Annotated in this window: 15 protein-coding genes; 14 read left to right on the forward strand and 1 reads right to left on the reverse strand. The window is 71.9% G+C overall.

All coding sequences use genetic code 11. The features are described from left to right. Positions 1-3 precede the first annotated feature (3 nt). The 14 genes from BKA05_RS08205 to BKA05_RS08270 all read left to right on the forward strand — a co-directional run bounded on the left by BKA05_RS08205 (position 4) and on the right by BKA05_RS08270 (position 13,381). Complete coding sequence (locus tag BKA05_RS08205) at positions 4-1,326, forward strand: MCE family protein (RefSeq protein ID WP_179531000.1); 1,323 nt, start codon at positions 4-6, stop codon at positions 1,324-1,326. Then, entirely contained in the window at positions 1,323-2,429 is a 1,107-nt protein-coding gene (locus tag BKA05_RS08210) for an MCE family protein (RefSeq protein WP_343045573.1), read from the forward strand. Before BKA05_RS08205 ends, BKA05_RS08210 begins: the two co-directional genes overlap by 4 nt. Beyond that, entirely contained in the window at positions 2,429-3,412 is a 984-nt protein-coding gene (locus BKA05_RS08215) for an MCE family protein (RefSeq protein WP_179531001.1), read from the forward strand. Before BKA05_RS08210 ends, BKA05_RS08215 begins: the two co-directional genes overlap by 1 nt. Next, entirely contained in the window at positions 3,412-4,626 is a 1,215-nt protein-coding gene (locus tag BKA05_RS08220; RefSeq protein ID WP_179531002.1) for an MCE family protein, read from the forward strand. The genes BKA05_RS08215 and BKA05_RS08220 overlap by 1 nt, the downstream gene beginning before the upstream one ends. Continuing rightward, positions 4,626-5,966, forward strand: coding sequence for an MCE family protein (locus tag BKA05_RS08225; protein WP_179531003.1), 1,341 nt, complete (start codon positions 4,626-4,628; stop codon positions 5,964-5,966). The genes BKA05_RS08220 and BKA05_RS08225 overlap by 1 nt, the downstream gene beginning before the upstream one ends. Next, positions 5,963-7,252 (forward strand): MlaD family protein, encoded by a 1,290-nt coding sequence (locus tag BKA05_RS08230; RefSeq protein ID WP_179531004.1) that lies wholly within the window; start codon positions 5,963-5,965, stop codon positions 7,250-7,252. The genes BKA05_RS08225 and BKA05_RS08230 overlap by 4 nt, the downstream gene beginning before the upstream one ends. Beyond that, complete coding sequence (locus BKA05_RS08235) at positions 7,249-7,755, forward strand: hypothetical protein (RefSeq protein ID WP_179531005.1); 507 nt, start codon at positions 7,249-7,251, stop codon at positions 7,753-7,755. The genes BKA05_RS08230 and BKA05_RS08235 overlap by 4 nt, the downstream gene beginning before the upstream one ends. A 70-nt stretch (positions 7,756-7,825) precedes the next feature. Next, positions 7,826-8,554: a hypothetical protein gene (locus BKA05_RS08240; RefSeq protein ID WP_179531006.1), complete on the forward strand. Its 729-nt coding sequence runs from the start codon at positions 7,826-7,828 to the stop codon at positions 8,552-8,554. Positions 8,555-8,683: 129 nt separating this feature from the next. Continuing rightward, positions 8,684-9,706 carry an FAD-dependent oxidoreductase gene (locus tag BKA05_RS08245; protein WP_179531007.1) on the forward strand — a complete coding sequence of 341 codons (1,023 nt, stop codon included), beginning with the start codon at positions 8,684-8,686 and terminating at the stop codon, positions 9,704-9,706. A gap of 1 nt (position 9,707) precedes the next feature. Beyond that, positions 9,708-10,178, forward strand: a complete 471-nt coding sequence (locus tag BKA05_RS08250; protein ID WP_179531008.1) for a pyridoxamine 5'-phosphate oxidase family protein — start codon at positions 9,708-9,710, stop codon at positions 10,176-10,178. A gap of 58 nt (positions 10,179-10,236) precedes the next feature. After that, positions 10,237-10,431 (forward strand): ferredoxin, encoded by a 195-nt coding sequence (locus BKA05_RS08255; RefSeq protein ID WP_179531009.1) that lies wholly within the window; start codon positions 10,237-10,239, stop codon positions 10,429-10,431. Positions 10,432-10,435: 4 nt separating this feature from the next. After that, positions 10,436-11,341 (forward strand): 3-oxoacyl-ACP reductase, encoded by a 906-nt coding sequence (locus BKA05_RS08260; RefSeq protein ID WP_179531010.1) that lies wholly within the window; start codon positions 10,436-10,438, stop codon positions 11,339-11,341. Between the two features lie 13 nt (positions 11,342-11,354). After that, the gene (locus BKA05_RS08265) at positions 11,355-12,143 is read left to right on the forward strand and encodes an SDR family NAD(P)-dependent oxidoreductase (RefSeq protein WP_179531011.1); all 789 of its coding nucleotides are present in this window, start codon (positions 11,355-11,357) and stop codon (positions 12,141-12,143) included. A 104-nt stretch (positions 12,144-12,247) separates the two neighbouring features. Next, on the forward strand, positions 12,248-13,381 hold the full coding sequence (locus BKA05_RS08270; protein ID WP_179531012.1) for a PAS domain-containing sensor histidine kinase: 1,134 nt from the start codon (positions 12,248-12,250) through the stop codon (positions 13,379-13,381). 3 nt (positions 13,382-13,384) lie between these two features. On the opposite strand, the gene BKA05_RS08275 is transcribed toward BKA05_RS08270, so the two are convergent. Further along, a complete protein-coding gene (locus BKA05_RS08275; RefSeq protein ID WP_179531013.1) occupies positions 13,385-14,008 on the reverse strand; it encodes a TetR family transcriptional regulator in 624 nt (207 codons plus the stop codon). Positions 14,009-14,222 lie beyond the last annotated feature (214 nt).

Genomic DNA, 14,222 nt, shown 5'->3' on the forward strand with positions numbered 1-14,222 from the left:
CTGATGCTGGTCAACATCCACCACGACTCCCCGGCCGAGCACCGTCGGCTGCTTGTCGCCGGGGTCGTCTTCCTCGCGATCCTGGGCCTGCTGCTCTCCTTCTGCGTGGCCGTCTACGCCAAGGTCTTCGAGTCCTCGACCACGGTGGTGGTGGAGGCCGAGCGCGCCGGTCTGCAGCTGGCGAAGTTCGGCGACGTGCGGATGAACGGCGCCCTGGTGGGCCAGGTCCGCGGGATCGAGCAGCGAGACGACGTCGCCCGCATCACCCTGGCGCTGGACCCCGAGTCCGCCCGCCAGGTGCCGCAGGACGTCACCGTCGAGATCCTCCCGACCACGCTGTTCGGCCAGAAGTTCGTGTCCCTCGTGGTCCCCGAGGACGGAGGTGGCGCGGCGATCTCCGACGGCGCGGTCATCCCCGCCGAGCGGGTCGAGACCAACGTCGAGCTCAACCGCATCCTGGCCCGGCTCTTCCCGCTCCTGCGGGCGGTCCGGCCCGCCGACCTCAACGCCACGCTCAACGCGCTGGCCACCGCGCTCGAGGGTCGTGGAGAGGTGCTGGGGGAGACGCTGGACGACCTCGACGGCTACCTCGTGGCCATCCGGGGCGCGCTGCCGACGCTGCGCGAGGACCTCGCAGCGCTGGCCGACGTCGCCGACGCCTACGACGACGCCGCACCCGACCTCCTCGACGTCCTCGGCAACCTGACGGTGACCAGTCACACGATCACCGAGAAGCGCCAACAGCTCGACACCTTCTTCACCGACCTCGGCGGGCTCGCCGACACCTCGACCCGGGTGCTGGCCGACAACGAGTCCGACCTGATCCGCGTCGGCGAGGTCACCGCGCCGCTGCTGCGCCTGCTGGCCGTCTACTCACCCCAGCTGCCGTGCCTGCTCGAGGGCGCGGAGAACTACGAGCCACGGCTGTCGAAGGCCTTCAGCGGCAACCAGGTCAAGCAGTACCTCGAGCTGTTCAGCTCTCAGTACGAGGCCTACGACGAGGACGACCGGCCCGAGTACGGCGAGGTCGGCCGCGGTCCCTGGTGCCTGGGGCTCCCGGACCCGCCCGAGCCGATCGGGCCCCAGCCGCTGCGGGACGGCTCCGACATCGACAGCCGGCCCCCGGACAGCAAGCTGCCCTACCTCGGGGCGCTCCTGGACCCGGCCGCCGGCCGGGTCTCCATGGGGTACGCCGGCACGCCCGGCGACCAGCAGGTCCTCAACGCCCTGCTCGCCGGACGGTCGGGTCGCGACGCCGGCGGCTACGGCGCGCTGGGCTCACTGCTCTACGGCCCGGTCGTGCGCGGGGAGGCGGTGTCCTCGTGATCACCGACCAGCGCAACCTCGCCACGATCTCGGCGGCCATCAAGCTCGGGATCTTCACCGTGGTCTCGATCCTCGTCACCGGTCTACTGGCCGCGATCATGGGCAACGTCGGCTTCGGCGCCGGGCGGGAGTACACCGCGGTGTTCACCAGCGCCTCGATGCTGGAGAAGGGCGACGACGTCCGCGTCGCGGGGGTGAGCGTCGGGGAGGTCCGCTCCGTGGAGCACCACGAGCGCTCCGCCGCGCTGGTGACCTTCCGGGTCAAGGCCGACGTGGAGCTCACGACCTCCTCCCGGGCCGAGATCCGCTTCCTGAACCTCGTGGGCGACCGCTACCTGGCGCTGGAGGAGGGGCGCGACGGCGACACCGCACCCGCCCAGGACCCCGGCGAGCCCATCCCGGTCGCCCGGACGAGCCCGGCGCTGGACCTCACCACGCTGTTCAACGGGTTCAAGCCGCTCTTCCAGGCGCTGCAGCCCGAGCAGGTCAACGAGCTCTCGCTGAACCTCGTCCAGGTCCTGCAGGGCGAGGGCGGCACGGTGGCCGGGCTGCTGCGCCGTACCGCCTCGCTCACCGGCGACCTCGCCGAGCGCGACGAGCTCATCGGCCGGGTCGTGACCAACCTCGACCAGACGCTGCGCACCGTCGACTCCCGCCACTCCCAGCTGACCCGACTGATCGTGGAGCTGAAGCGTTGGATGGGCGACCTCGCCCGCGACCGGCGGCTCATCGGCTCCTCCCTGGGCAGCATCTCCGAGCTCACCGAGGAGGTCGCCGACCTGCTCACCCGGGGGCGTCCACTGCTCGAGGACGACGTCGCCGAGCTGCGACGGCTGGCGCGGCTGCTCAACCAGCCGCGCAACCGCGAGGTGCTCGTGGAGCTGGTCGAGCGGCTGCCCGAGTCGATGACCGACCAGACCCGTACCGGCACCTACGGCAGCTGGTACAACTACTACCTCTGCGGCTTCTCGGGGAAGATCTCGCTGCCCGAGCTCGAGGGCATCCCGGGGCTCGACGTCCTGCTGGACCAGCTCAACGACCTGGAGTTCCACTCCACCGCGCCGCGGTGCAACGGCGCCGACGAGGCCGGGGGTGAGGACTGATGGCCCGCCACTCCGACGCCCAGATCCTGCGGCTCGGGACGATCACGCTGCTGGTGATGGTCCTGGTCATGGCCGCGGCGTTCAACCTCTCCAAGTTCCCCGGCTTCGGGGGCACGACCTACCAGGCGTGGTTCGCCGAGGGCTCCGGTCTGCGCACGGGCAACATGGTGCAGGTCGGCGGGATTCGCTCCGGCCGCGTCCAGGGCCTGGAGCTGGTCGGCGACCGGGTCCTGGTGACCTTCGAGGTCGACAACGACGTCGAGTTCGGCACCGAGTCGCGGGCGTCGGTCGAGGTCTTGAACCTGTTGGGCGAGAAGTACCTCCAGCTCGACCCCGCCGGCCCGGACCAGCAGCCCGAGGACGAGCCGATCCCGCTGGAGCGCACGGAGTCGGCGTACGACATCGTCGGGGTCTTCGGCGACCTCACGACCACCACCGAGGAGATCGACACCGACCAGCTGGTCGAGGCCCTCGACGTGCTGGCGGGGACGGTCGACGAGGCGGCCCCGGAGCTGGAGGCCTCGATGGCGGGGATCGCCGACCTCAGCCGTGCCGTGGCCTCCCGGGACACCGAGATCCGCTCGTTGCTGTCCTCGGCCAAGGACGTCTCCACCCTGCTGGCCGACCGCAGCGAGGACGTCGTGACGCTGATGGAGCGCAGCGACCTGGTCTTCGCCGAGGTGCGCCGTCGCAAGCAGGCCATCCACCGGCTGCTGGTGGGTGCGCGCGGGCTCGCCGACGAGCTGCGCGGCGTGGCCGAGGACAACCAGCGTCAGATCGCCCCGGCGCTGCGCGAGGTGGAGGACCTCCTGGACTTCCTGACCAGCAAGGAGAAGGAGCTGAAGGCGACGATGGCGGCGCTCGGGCCCTACGTCTCGATCCTCGGCAACATCATCGGCACCGGGCCGTGGTTCGACGCCTACGTCGTCAACCTGCTGGCCATCCCGACCGGTGAGTTCCAGCCCGGAAGGCTCAAGGACTGATGGCCACACCCACCGCCCGCCAGAACCCCGCCGCGTCGGTCCTGCGTGCCCTCGGTCGACGCGGCGTCGCGATCGCCGTCGTCGCCTGCCTGCTCGCCACGACGGCGTTCCTGGCGCTGCGCGACGACCGGGAGCCGCACACCGTCACCGCGCACTTCCCGCGCGCGGTGAGCGTCTTCGTCGGCACCGACGTCCGGGTGCTCGGCGTGACCGTCGGGAGGGTGACCTCGGTGACACCCGACGGCACCTCGGTCGCCGTGAAGATGGAGTACGACGCCGACGTCCGCCTGCCCGCCGACGCCCAGGCCGCGATCGTGACCCCCACCCTGGTGGCCGACCGCTACGTCCAGCTGACCCCGGCCTACTCCGGCGGCGAGGTGCTGGCCGACGGCGCCGACATCGCCCTGCCCGACACCGGGGTCCCCGTCGAGCTGGACCGGATCTACCGCTCCCTGCGCGACCTCTCCCAGGCGCTGGGGCCCAACGGCGTCAACCGCAACGGCACCCTCGACAACCTGCTGCGGGCCGGGGACGAGGCACTCAGCGGCCAGGGGGAGCTCGGCAACCGGATGATCCGCGAGCTCTCCGCCGCAGCCACGACCTTCGGCGAGGGCAGCGGCGACCTCTTCGACACCGTTACCCAGCTGGCCACCTTCACCGGCACCCTGGCCGAGAACGACCGGCTGGTCCGCGCCTTCCTGCGCGACCTCGCCGGCGTCTCGGCCGACCTCGCGGACGAGCGCCAGGAGATCTCGGCCGCGCTGGCCGCGGTGGCTCGGGCCGTCGGCAGTGTCGAGGACTTCGTCGGCGACAACCGCGAGGCGCTGGTGACCGATGTCGAGAAGCTGACCCGGGTCGTGAAGAACCTCGACTCCGAGCGCGACTCCCTGGACACCGCCCTCACCGTCGCCCCCGTGGCGATGTGCAACCTGGCCCTCGCCTTCAACAACGACTCCAACTCGATCGGCTCGCGCATCGGGATCGGCGGCAACGTGTGGGACGCCGACGGGTTCCTGTGCGGCATCGTCCAGCAGTCGGCACTCCCTCGGGCCTCGAAGGACCTCGCCTGCGAGCTGTTCGCCATGCTGCTGGAGCCGATCACCGGACAGATCCCGTTCATCCCGCCGGAGCACAGCGGGCGCCCGTCGGGCACGGCCAACCGGCCGAGCCCCGGGGGCACCGCGCTCGCCGACCTGCTGGCAGGTGGTCGGTGATGGGTCCGCGCACCCTCCGCGGCGTCCGGCTGCTGGCTGCGGCCCTGGCGGGCACCCTGCTGCTCGCCGGGTGCGACTTCGACGGTGCCTACGACCTGCCGCTGCCCGGCTCCCCGGTCGACGCCGACGAGTCCTTCGAGGTCACCGCGGACTTCGCCGACGTCCTCAACGTCGTGCCCCGGTCCCCGGTGATGGTCGACGACGTGACGGTCGGTGAGGTCGTCGACGTCGAGCGGATCGGCTGGCACGCACGGGTGACGCTGCGCGTGCGTGACGACGTGGAGCTGCCCGACAACGCGGTCGCCGACATCCGACAGGTCTCGCTGCTCGGTGAGAAGTACGTCGCCCTCGAGGCCCCTGCCGGCGAGCCGGTCGGCCGGCTGGAGGACGGCGACCGCATCGAGCTGCCCGCCACCGGCCGCAACCCCGAGGTCGAGGAGGTGCTCGGCGCGCTGTCCTACCTGCTCAGCGGTGGTGGGGTCGCCCAGCTGGGCACCATCACCCGAGAGCTCAACGACGTCATGGACGGTCGCGAGGAGCGGCTCAAGGGGCTGCTGGCCAACCTCTCCGACGTCGTCGGCACGCTGGACCAGCAGAAGGCGGAGATCATCCGGGCGATGGAGTCCATCGCCGGCCTGACGCGCACCCTCAACCGGGAGAAGCAGGTCATCACCGACGCGCTGGACGCCACCGGACCCGCCATCGGGGTGCTGCGCGAGCAGCACGACGAGCTGGTGGGGATGCTCGGCTCCCTCGACGAGCTCGGCACCGTGGGCACGCGGGTGATCCGCGCCAGCAAGGAGGACCTGCTGGCCTCGCTGCGCGACCTGCGCCCGGTGCTGCGCCAGCTCAACGCGGCGGGCGACCACCTCGCCCCGGGTCTCAACCTGCTGATCAGCTTCCCGTTCCCCAAGGAGGCCTCCGAGATCGTCAAGGGCGACTACGCCAACACCTCCATCCGCGCCGACATCAGCCTGGAGAACCTCCTTCCCGGCGGCGGCGTGCTGCCCCCCGTGGACGTGCCCGACCCCGTCGAGACGGTCGGTCTCGTGCTCCAGTGCCTGGCCTCGGGAAGCCTCACCAGCGCGCCGTGCACGAAGGTGCTCGGTGACCTCGACCTGCTGACGCAGCTGAAGAAGAAGTGCCGCCGTCCCGCCCACGAGGAGAAGGCCGTGTGCCAGGTGCTCAACCTGCTGCCCGACCTCCCGGGACTGGAGGACCTCGGCGGGCTCCTGGGCGGTGGGCTGGACGGGCTCCTCGACGGACTGCTCGGTGCACCCGCCGCGCGCGGCACCGCCCCGCCCACGCTGGCCGACCTCGTCGGGGGAGGTGCCGCATGACCCGGGGCACCCGCATCCGCATCGCCGCGTTCTTGGTCCTCTCGGCCGTCGGCATCGTCTACATCACCGGGACCTACCTCGGCGTGGTGGACCGCCTGCTCGGCCGCGGCATCACGGTGCAGGCCACCCTGCCCGGCAGCGGTGGCCTGTTCGAGGGCTCGGAGGTGACCTACCGCGGGGTCAAGGTCGGCAAGGTCGTGCGGATGGAGCCGACCCGCGAGGGCCTCACGGTCACCCTGCGCCTGGAGGAGGGCACCCGGCTGCCGGTGGACTCCCCGATGTACGTCCACAACCTCTCCGCGGTCGGCGAGCAGTACCTCGACTTCGAGCCGGAGGGCTCCGAGGGCCCGTACGCCCAGGACGGCGACGTGCTGCGCGGGGGAGCCGACTCGCTGCCCGTGGACGAGGGCGACCTGCTCGTGGAGCTCGACGAGTTCGTCTCCGGCGTCGACCGCAGGCACCTGAAGTCGGTGGTGGCCGAGCTCGGGACGATGTTCGACGACACCGGCGGCGCGCTGCAGGCGCTGGTCGACGACGGCGGCCGGTTCGTCCGGGAGGCGGCCGAGCACACCGACGAGACGATCGCCCTGCTCGAGGACGGGCTGACGGTGCTGCGCACCCAGCGCGACAACCAGGAGAACATCCGCTCGCTGTCGCGCGACCTGCGGCTGCTCACCGGCTCGCTGCGCCGCTCGGACCGGCCGCTGCGCCAGGTGCTGCAGGGCACGCCGGGCACGGCGCGCGAGCTCGAGGCGCTCCTCTCCGACCTGGAGCCGACCCTGCCGATCCTGCTGGGGCACGCGGTGTCGCTGAACCAGGTGGTGGTCAGCCACCTCGCCGGGCTCGAGCAGCTCCTGGTCACCTATCCCCGGGTGATCTCCTCGGGCTTCACCGGCACCCCGGCCGACGGCTACGGCCACGTGAACCTGCAGCTGGACTACTCGGTGCCGCCGTGCACCGAGGGCTTCAAGCCGCCCGAGGACTGGCGGCCGGGCAGTGACCTCTCGGACGGTCCCATCTTCCCGGCGCGCTGCGAGTCCGGGCCGCCGTACGGCATGCGCGGGCCGAAGTACTCCCCGGACGCCGACGGCACCAACACCGGGCCGCGCCGCGTGGCGACGGGAGCCCCGGCCCTCAGCGGCTCCTACGACCCGCTCACCGGCGTGCTGTCCGGGGCGGTCGACGCAGCGGGGGAGCCGGTACGGTTCCTCGGGACGCCTGACCTGTCGATCCTGGGGGAGGACGCGTGGACGTGGTTGCTGGTGGGTCCGGTGAGGAGCCGGTGATCGCCGGGCCCCGCCTGGTGACCGGGCTGGTCGTCCTCGCCCTCGTCCTGGCCGGCGCGGCCGTGCTCCTGGGCGTCGCGGTCTGGCAGGCGCAGGGGGACGAGGCCGACGACGCGGACATGGCGGGACGCTACGGCGCCATCCTGGCCGCGGCGACCGCGGAGACCGAGGCCTTCGTCAACATCCGCTACGACCGGGCCGAGGAGAGCATCGAGGCGGTCGCGCAGGGTGCGACGGGCGACTTCGCCGAGCAGTACGACCAGTCCACGGAGGGGGTCCTGACCGTGCTCGAGGAGAACCGCTCGGTGATGGAGGGCGAGGTCGTCTGGATCGGGGTCGTGGACGCCGACGCCGACTCCGCGACCGTCCTGGCGGCCACCACCGGCACCGTGGCCAACGCCCAGACCGACGACGAGCCGGTGGCCCGCGCCTTCCGCCTGCGCCTCGAGCTGGTGCTGGTCGACGGTCGCTGGCTCACCTCCGACCTGCAGTTCGTGGCCTGAGATGGGCGACCGACCGACGCAGGGGACCCCGGGCCGGGGGAGACGTCCCACCAGCCGACCCTCGCGCGCCGTGACCAGCCGGCCGCGTCGTCTCGCGGGCAGCGGGCCGCGCCCCGCCCCGGACCCGACCGTGGCCGGTGACCGGGGGCCCGAGGAGTCCGGCGACCCGCTCGTGCCGCCGCCCCCGGCGCGGCCCGGCGGGGCAGAGCCCCCCAGCGACCGTCCGAGCGACCCGCTGGGCGCGGCCGGGGCGGAGCGAGCCCCCTCGCCGGGCCGGGGCGGCCCCGGTCTGGGGCGTCGCGGTCTGCTGTCGCTCGTGGCCGTGGTCGCGGCCCTCACCGTGGTCGTGGCCGTGGAGGCGGTGGTGCTGTGGCGTGGGGACGAGCCCTCGGCCACGGTGTCGGCCGAGCGTCCCGTCGTGGTCCCCGAGCGCACCTGGCGTCCGGCCGTCGAGGCGGCCGCCCAGGGCGCCGAGATCGTCCTGGGTGCCAGCTGGGAGAGCTACGACGAGGGCATCGAGCGCGCTCGCGGCGTGATGACCGACGAGTTCGCCGACACCTACCTGGCGACCAAGGAGGACGTCCGCGAGGAGTTCGTCGACCAGCGGACCGAGGTCGAGGTCCGGGTGCTGGGACAGGCGGTGACCCGGGCGACCGGGAGCTCGGTGCAGGCACTGCTGTTCTTCAACCAGTACGTCACGAAGAAGGGCGCGCAGACCTCCTTCAGCGAGTACCGCGCGCTGGTCACGGTCGTCGACACCCCTGACGGCTGGCTCATCGACCAGATCGACACGCAGTAGCGACGACCTGGTGGCCCCCGGGACTAGAACACGTTACAGTTCCGGCGCGGACGTGACCTGCCGGGTGACGACGCCAGAGTCGAGACGGGCCCTAGCGCGGCCCGCGTGCCGAGGGGAGGATCACGCGTCGTGACCCCACCCCCTTCCAGTCCCGACCCGACCCCGTCCGGCGCCACCGTCGACGTCGACCTCGTGATCGTCGGCGCCGGCCCCACCGGCCTGTTCGCCACCTACTACGCGGGCTTCCGCGGGCACCGCATCGCCGTGGTCGACTCCCTGCCCGAGCTCGGCGGCCAGGTGACCGCCATGTACCCGGAGAAGCAGATCCTCGACGTGGCCGGATTCGCCTCGGTCAAGGGTCGCGACCTGGTGGCGGGCCTGGTCGAGCAGGCGTCGACGGCCGACCCGGTCTACCTGCTCGGGCGCACTGCCACCGGGTTGGTCAGCCGGGAGGACGGGATCGAGCTGTCGCTGGACGACGGCACCGTCGTGCGGGCCGGGGCCATGATCATCACCGCAGGGATCGGCAAGTTCAGCCCCCGTCCGCTGCCCGCCGGGGACGAGTTCCTCGGCCGCGGCATGGAGTTCTTCGTCCCCTCCTTCGCCCCGTACGCCGGCAAGGACGTCGTGATCGTGGGCGGCGGTGACTCCGCGTTCGACTGGGCGGTCCACCTCGAGCCCGTGGCCCGCTCGGTGACCCTGGTCCACCGGCGCGACGCGTTCCGGGCCCACGAGCGCACCGTGGAGCAGGTCCGGGCGTCCTCGGTCCGCATCCTCACCAGGGCCGAGCTGACCGCGTTGCGGGGCGGCGACGGGCCCGACGGACACCTCAGCGAGGTCGACGTCACCGACCCCGACGGCGTCACCACGCTGCCGTGCCAGGCGGTGGTCGCCGCGCTGGGCTTCGTGGCCGACCTCGGGCCGATCCAGCAGTGGGGCCTGGAGGTCCACAAGCGGCACGTCGTCGTGGACACCACGATGCGCACCAACCTGCCGCGGGTCTTCGCCGCCGGCGACATCACGGAGTACCCCGGCAAGGTGCGCCTGATAGCCGTGGGCTTCGGCGAGGCCGCGACGGCGGTCAACAACGCGACCGTGGCGATCGACCCGAGCGCCAAGGTCTTCCCCGGACACTCCTCGGAAGGTGGCTGACATGGCACGCGGGAACCGCGACGCGGTGAAGATGAGCGAGGCGGAGGTCGAGGCCCTGCTCGCCGAGAACCTCAAGGTGCAGGTCGCCTGCAACGGTCACGACGGCGTGCCGCACCTCTCCACGCTGTTCTACGTCGTCCTGGACGGGCGCATCGCCTTCTGGACCTACGGCCGGAGCCAGAAGATCCGCAACCTCGAGCGGGACCCGCGGGTCAGCGCCCTGGTCGAGGACGGCGTGGACTACTTCGAGCTGCGCGGTGCCTCGATCACCGGACGGGCCGAGATCGTCCGCGACCACGACCGGATCTTCGAGATCGGCTCGGCGGTCGCGACCCGGATGGTGGCGGCGGAGTCCTTCGAGGCGCTCGGCGACCTCGGCCGGGAGACGGTCGAGAAGCAGGCCACCAAGCGGGTGGCCGTGATCATCCATCCCGAGCACGTCGCCACCTGGGACCACCGCAAGATGGTCTGACCCTGCGGGTCGGGCCGCCCCCACACGCCTCCGTCATCCACCACCAGAGGAGACCGACATGAAGATCAAGGTCGACTTCGACCTGTGCGAGTCCAACGCCCTGTGCGAGGCCATGGCCCCCGAGGTGTTCGAGCTCGACGACGACGACTTCCTGCAGCTCAAGACCGAGCACACGACCGACGAGAACGTCGAGGACGTGCGCCGGGCCGTGGCGGCGTGCCCGCGCGCCGCCATCTCGCTGGTGGAGGAGTGAGTCGATGAGCACCTCCCCCCTCAGCCTGGACGGCAAGGTCGCCGTCGTCACCGGCGCCGGTGCCGGCCTGGGCCGCGCGGAGGCGCTGGCCCTGGCCGATGCCGGTGCCCGCCTGGTGCTCAACGACCTCCCGGGGGCCGCTGACGCGGTGGCCGAGGAGATCCGCGGCCGCGGCGGCGAGGCCGTCGTCGCCGCCGGCGACGTCTCGGAGCGCGCGACCGCCGACGCGATGGTCGCGGCCGCGGTCGACGGCTTCGGCAGCCTCGACGTCGTCGTCAACAACGCCGGGATGACCCGGGACCGGATGCTGTTCAACCTCTCCGACGAGGAGTGGGACGACATCATCCGCGTCCACCTGCGCGGCCACTTCCTGCTCTCGCGCAACGCCGCGTCGTACTGGCGTGGCAAGGCCAAGGAGACCGGTGCCCCCGTGGACGCCGCCGTGGTCAACACCGCCTCCGAGGCGTTCCTCTCGGGCCCGCCGGGACAGGCCAACTACGCCGCGGCCAAGGCCGGCATCGCGGCCCTGACCGTCAGCACCGCCCGCGCGCTGGCCTCCTCCGGGGTCCGCGCCAACGCGATCTGTCCCCGCGCCCGCACCGCCATGACCGCCCAGGTCTTCGGGGAGGACACCTCCGGCGAGGAGGTCGACCCGTACTCACCCCAGCACGTGGCTCCGGTCGTGGCCTACCTCGCCAGTCCTGCCGCGTCGCGGATCACCGGCCAGGTCTTCGTCGTCTACGGGGGGATGGTCGCGCTCGTCGCGGCGCCGGTCCTCCAGGAGCGCTTCGACAAGAGCGGCACCGTGTGGACGGCCGACGACCTCGACAAGCAGCTCGGCGGCTACTTCTCCGACCGGGACCCCAGTGTCGGCTTCGCCGCCGACTCCATCATGAAGCTCTCGGTCTGAGGCAGGAGCAGGGATGAGCAGCAGCACCGCAGCAACGGGCCGGCTGGCCGGCAAGGTCGCAATCGTCACCGGCGCCGCCATGGGGCAGGGCGCCGGCATCGCGCGGGCCTACGTCGCCGAGGGCGCCCGGACGGTCCTGGCCGACGTCGCGAAGGACGAGGGTGAGGCGCTGGCCCAGGAGCTGGAGGCCGCGCACCCCGGGATGGCGGTCTTCCGCCACCACGACGTGGCCGACGAGGGCTCCTGGACCGCGCTCGTGGAGGAGACCGTCGACCGGTGGGGCCCGGTGACGGTCCTCGCGAACAACGCCGGCATCCTGCGTTTCGGCAACGTCGGGCGCCTCGAGCTCGGCGACGTCGACCTGATGTACCGGGTGAACCAGCTCGGCACGCTGCTGGGCATGAACGCCGTGGCGCGCACCATGCGCAAGGCCGGCGGCGGCTCGATCATCAACGCCTCCTCCACCGAGGGCCTGGGCGGCATGTCCGGCTGCGTGGCCTACGGCGGCACCAAGTTCGCGATCCGGGGCATGACCAAGGGCGCCGCTCACGAGCTCGGCCCGCACGGCATCCGGGTCAACTCGGTGCATCCCGGCATGATCGACACCCCCATGACCCGCGTGCACGGAGGCGACGCCGCGATGGAGTACGGCGCCTCCAAGATCCCGCTGCGCCGCGTCGGCCACCCCGAGGACGTCGCCCCGCTCTACGTCTTCTTGGCCAGTGACGAGTCCTCCTACATCAACGGCGCCGAGATCGCCGTCGACGGCGGGGTCACCGCGACCCACGGCTTCGGCGGCTGAGCCGGGCGGCCCGGTCAGCGGTCCACAGCGGACCGGACCGGTCGCTATCCACGAATTCTCCGGAATCCGTGCCGACCGCACCGCGACGTCTTTACGGTGGAACGATGGAGGGGGACCAGGCCTGGCGTCCTGGGCTGGACCAGGAGACGCTGGAGCGAGCCGACTGGACGTCGCAGGTCAAGGACTACGCGATCGTCCGGCTGGACCGCGACGGGCTCGTGCTGTCGTGGAACGCCGGTGCCGAGCTGGTCAAGGGCTACTCACGCGAGGAGATCCTCGGGCGCAGCTTCGAGGTCTTCTACCCTCCCGAGGACCGGGAGAGCGGGTTGCCCCGCCGGCTCCTGGCCGTGGCCGAGGCCGACGGGCGGGCCGAGCACCAGGGCTGGCGGCTGCGCCGCGACGGCGTGCGTTTCTGGGGCGACGTCGTCATCACCGCGGTACGCGGCGACTCCGGCCAGCTCCTGGGCTTCGTCAAGGTCACCCGCGACCTGACCGAGCAGCACCTCCTCGAGCGCAGCCGTCAGCAGTTCGTCGCCGGCGTGACCCACGACTTCCGCAGCCCGCTCACCAGCATCGAGGGGTACGCCGCGATGCTGGTCGCCGAGCTGACCGACCCGGTGCTCGGCGACTTCGCCTCCCGGGTCCGCTCCAACGCGCTGCGGCTGATGAAGCTGGTCGACCTGATGGTCGAGCACTGCCAGCTGCCCATCGGCAGCGTCAGGCTGAACCCGGAGCAGGTGGCCCTGGGAGCGGTGCTGCGCACGGTGGTCGACGACCTCAGCACCACGGTGCAGGATCACGAGGTCTCGATCCAGGACACCGACGTGGAGCTCCGGGCCGACCTCACGGCCCTGGCCCGGGTCTTCACCAACCTCATCGGCAACGCCGCGAAGTACTCCCCGCCCGGAAGCCGGATCGACGTGCTGGTGGAACGCAGCGAGGACGCCGCCGACGCGGTCGACATCGTCGTCGCCGATCGGGGCCGGGGCATCGACCCCGAGGACCGGGACACGATCTTCGACGAGTTCGTCCGGGGACGACGGGCCCACGACGACGGCGGCTTCGGCCTCGGGCTGAGCGTCGTCCGCGCCCTGGTCGAGCAGCACGGGGGCGCCGTGCGCATCGACGACGGCCGCTTCGGGGGCACCGACGTCACGGTCCGACTCCCGCTCGCGGACACCGGGTCGACCGGGTCGACCGCGAACGGTCCGGGGCTGCAGACCGCCCAGGGCTCGTAGTTCTCAGTCGCGCAGCAGCAGCCTGACCGCGACCTCGATCTGCTGGGCGGTGTCGGCCGCCGACGAGCGACCGGTGACCCAGCCGACCAGGGCGGAGAGCCACACGTCGCCGATCACCTTGGCGATCGCCACGTCCTGGTCACCGAACTCGGTGCGGCCGGGGTGCATCGCGCGGGTGACCATCGAGGTCATCAGCATGCCGACCTGGTTGATCTCGCTCTGCACCGAGGAGTCGGCGAACATGAACGCCCGGGTCAGCGCCTCGGTGAGGTGCGGGTCGCCCTGCAGGCCACGGCTGGTGAGCTTGAGGACCTCGATGACCCGCTCCGCGGGGGTGTCGCCGGGGATCTCGCGCCCACGCAGGGCACCCTCGGCCTTCTCGAACTCCCGACCCAGCGCCGAGACCAGCAGGTGGATCTTGGAGGGGAAGTAGCGGTAGAGCGTGCCCAGCGCCACCTCGGCGCGGTCGGCGACCTCGCGCATCTGCACGGCGTCGAAGCCGCCCTGGGAGGCCAGCTCGATCGTGGCGTCGAGGATGCGCTTGCGCCGCTCGCGCTGCGCCGACGAGCCGAGCTCCTCGGTCGCCGTGGCGGTACCGGGGCCGGCCGTGCTGTTCGTCGTGGTCATGTGAGTCCCCATGATGTGGTGGGTTGAACGTTCAAAGACGGTACCGCTTCCCCGGCCCGGTGCCACGGACCACCTCTCGGCAGCACGTCACGTGTCCTGCTACTAGGCTGGGGATACGTGGTCCATAATAGGAACACGTTTCACTTCTTCGGCTCGGCGCCGACTCCGCGCGTCGCCGACCTGCAGTCCGGGAAGTGCTTCCGGACCACCCCCA

Source organism: Nocardioides marinus (genome assembly GCF_013408145.1).
Taxonomy (GTDB): Bacteria; Actinomycetota; Actinomycetes; order Propionibacteriales; family Nocardioidaceae; genus Nocardioides; species Nocardioides marinus.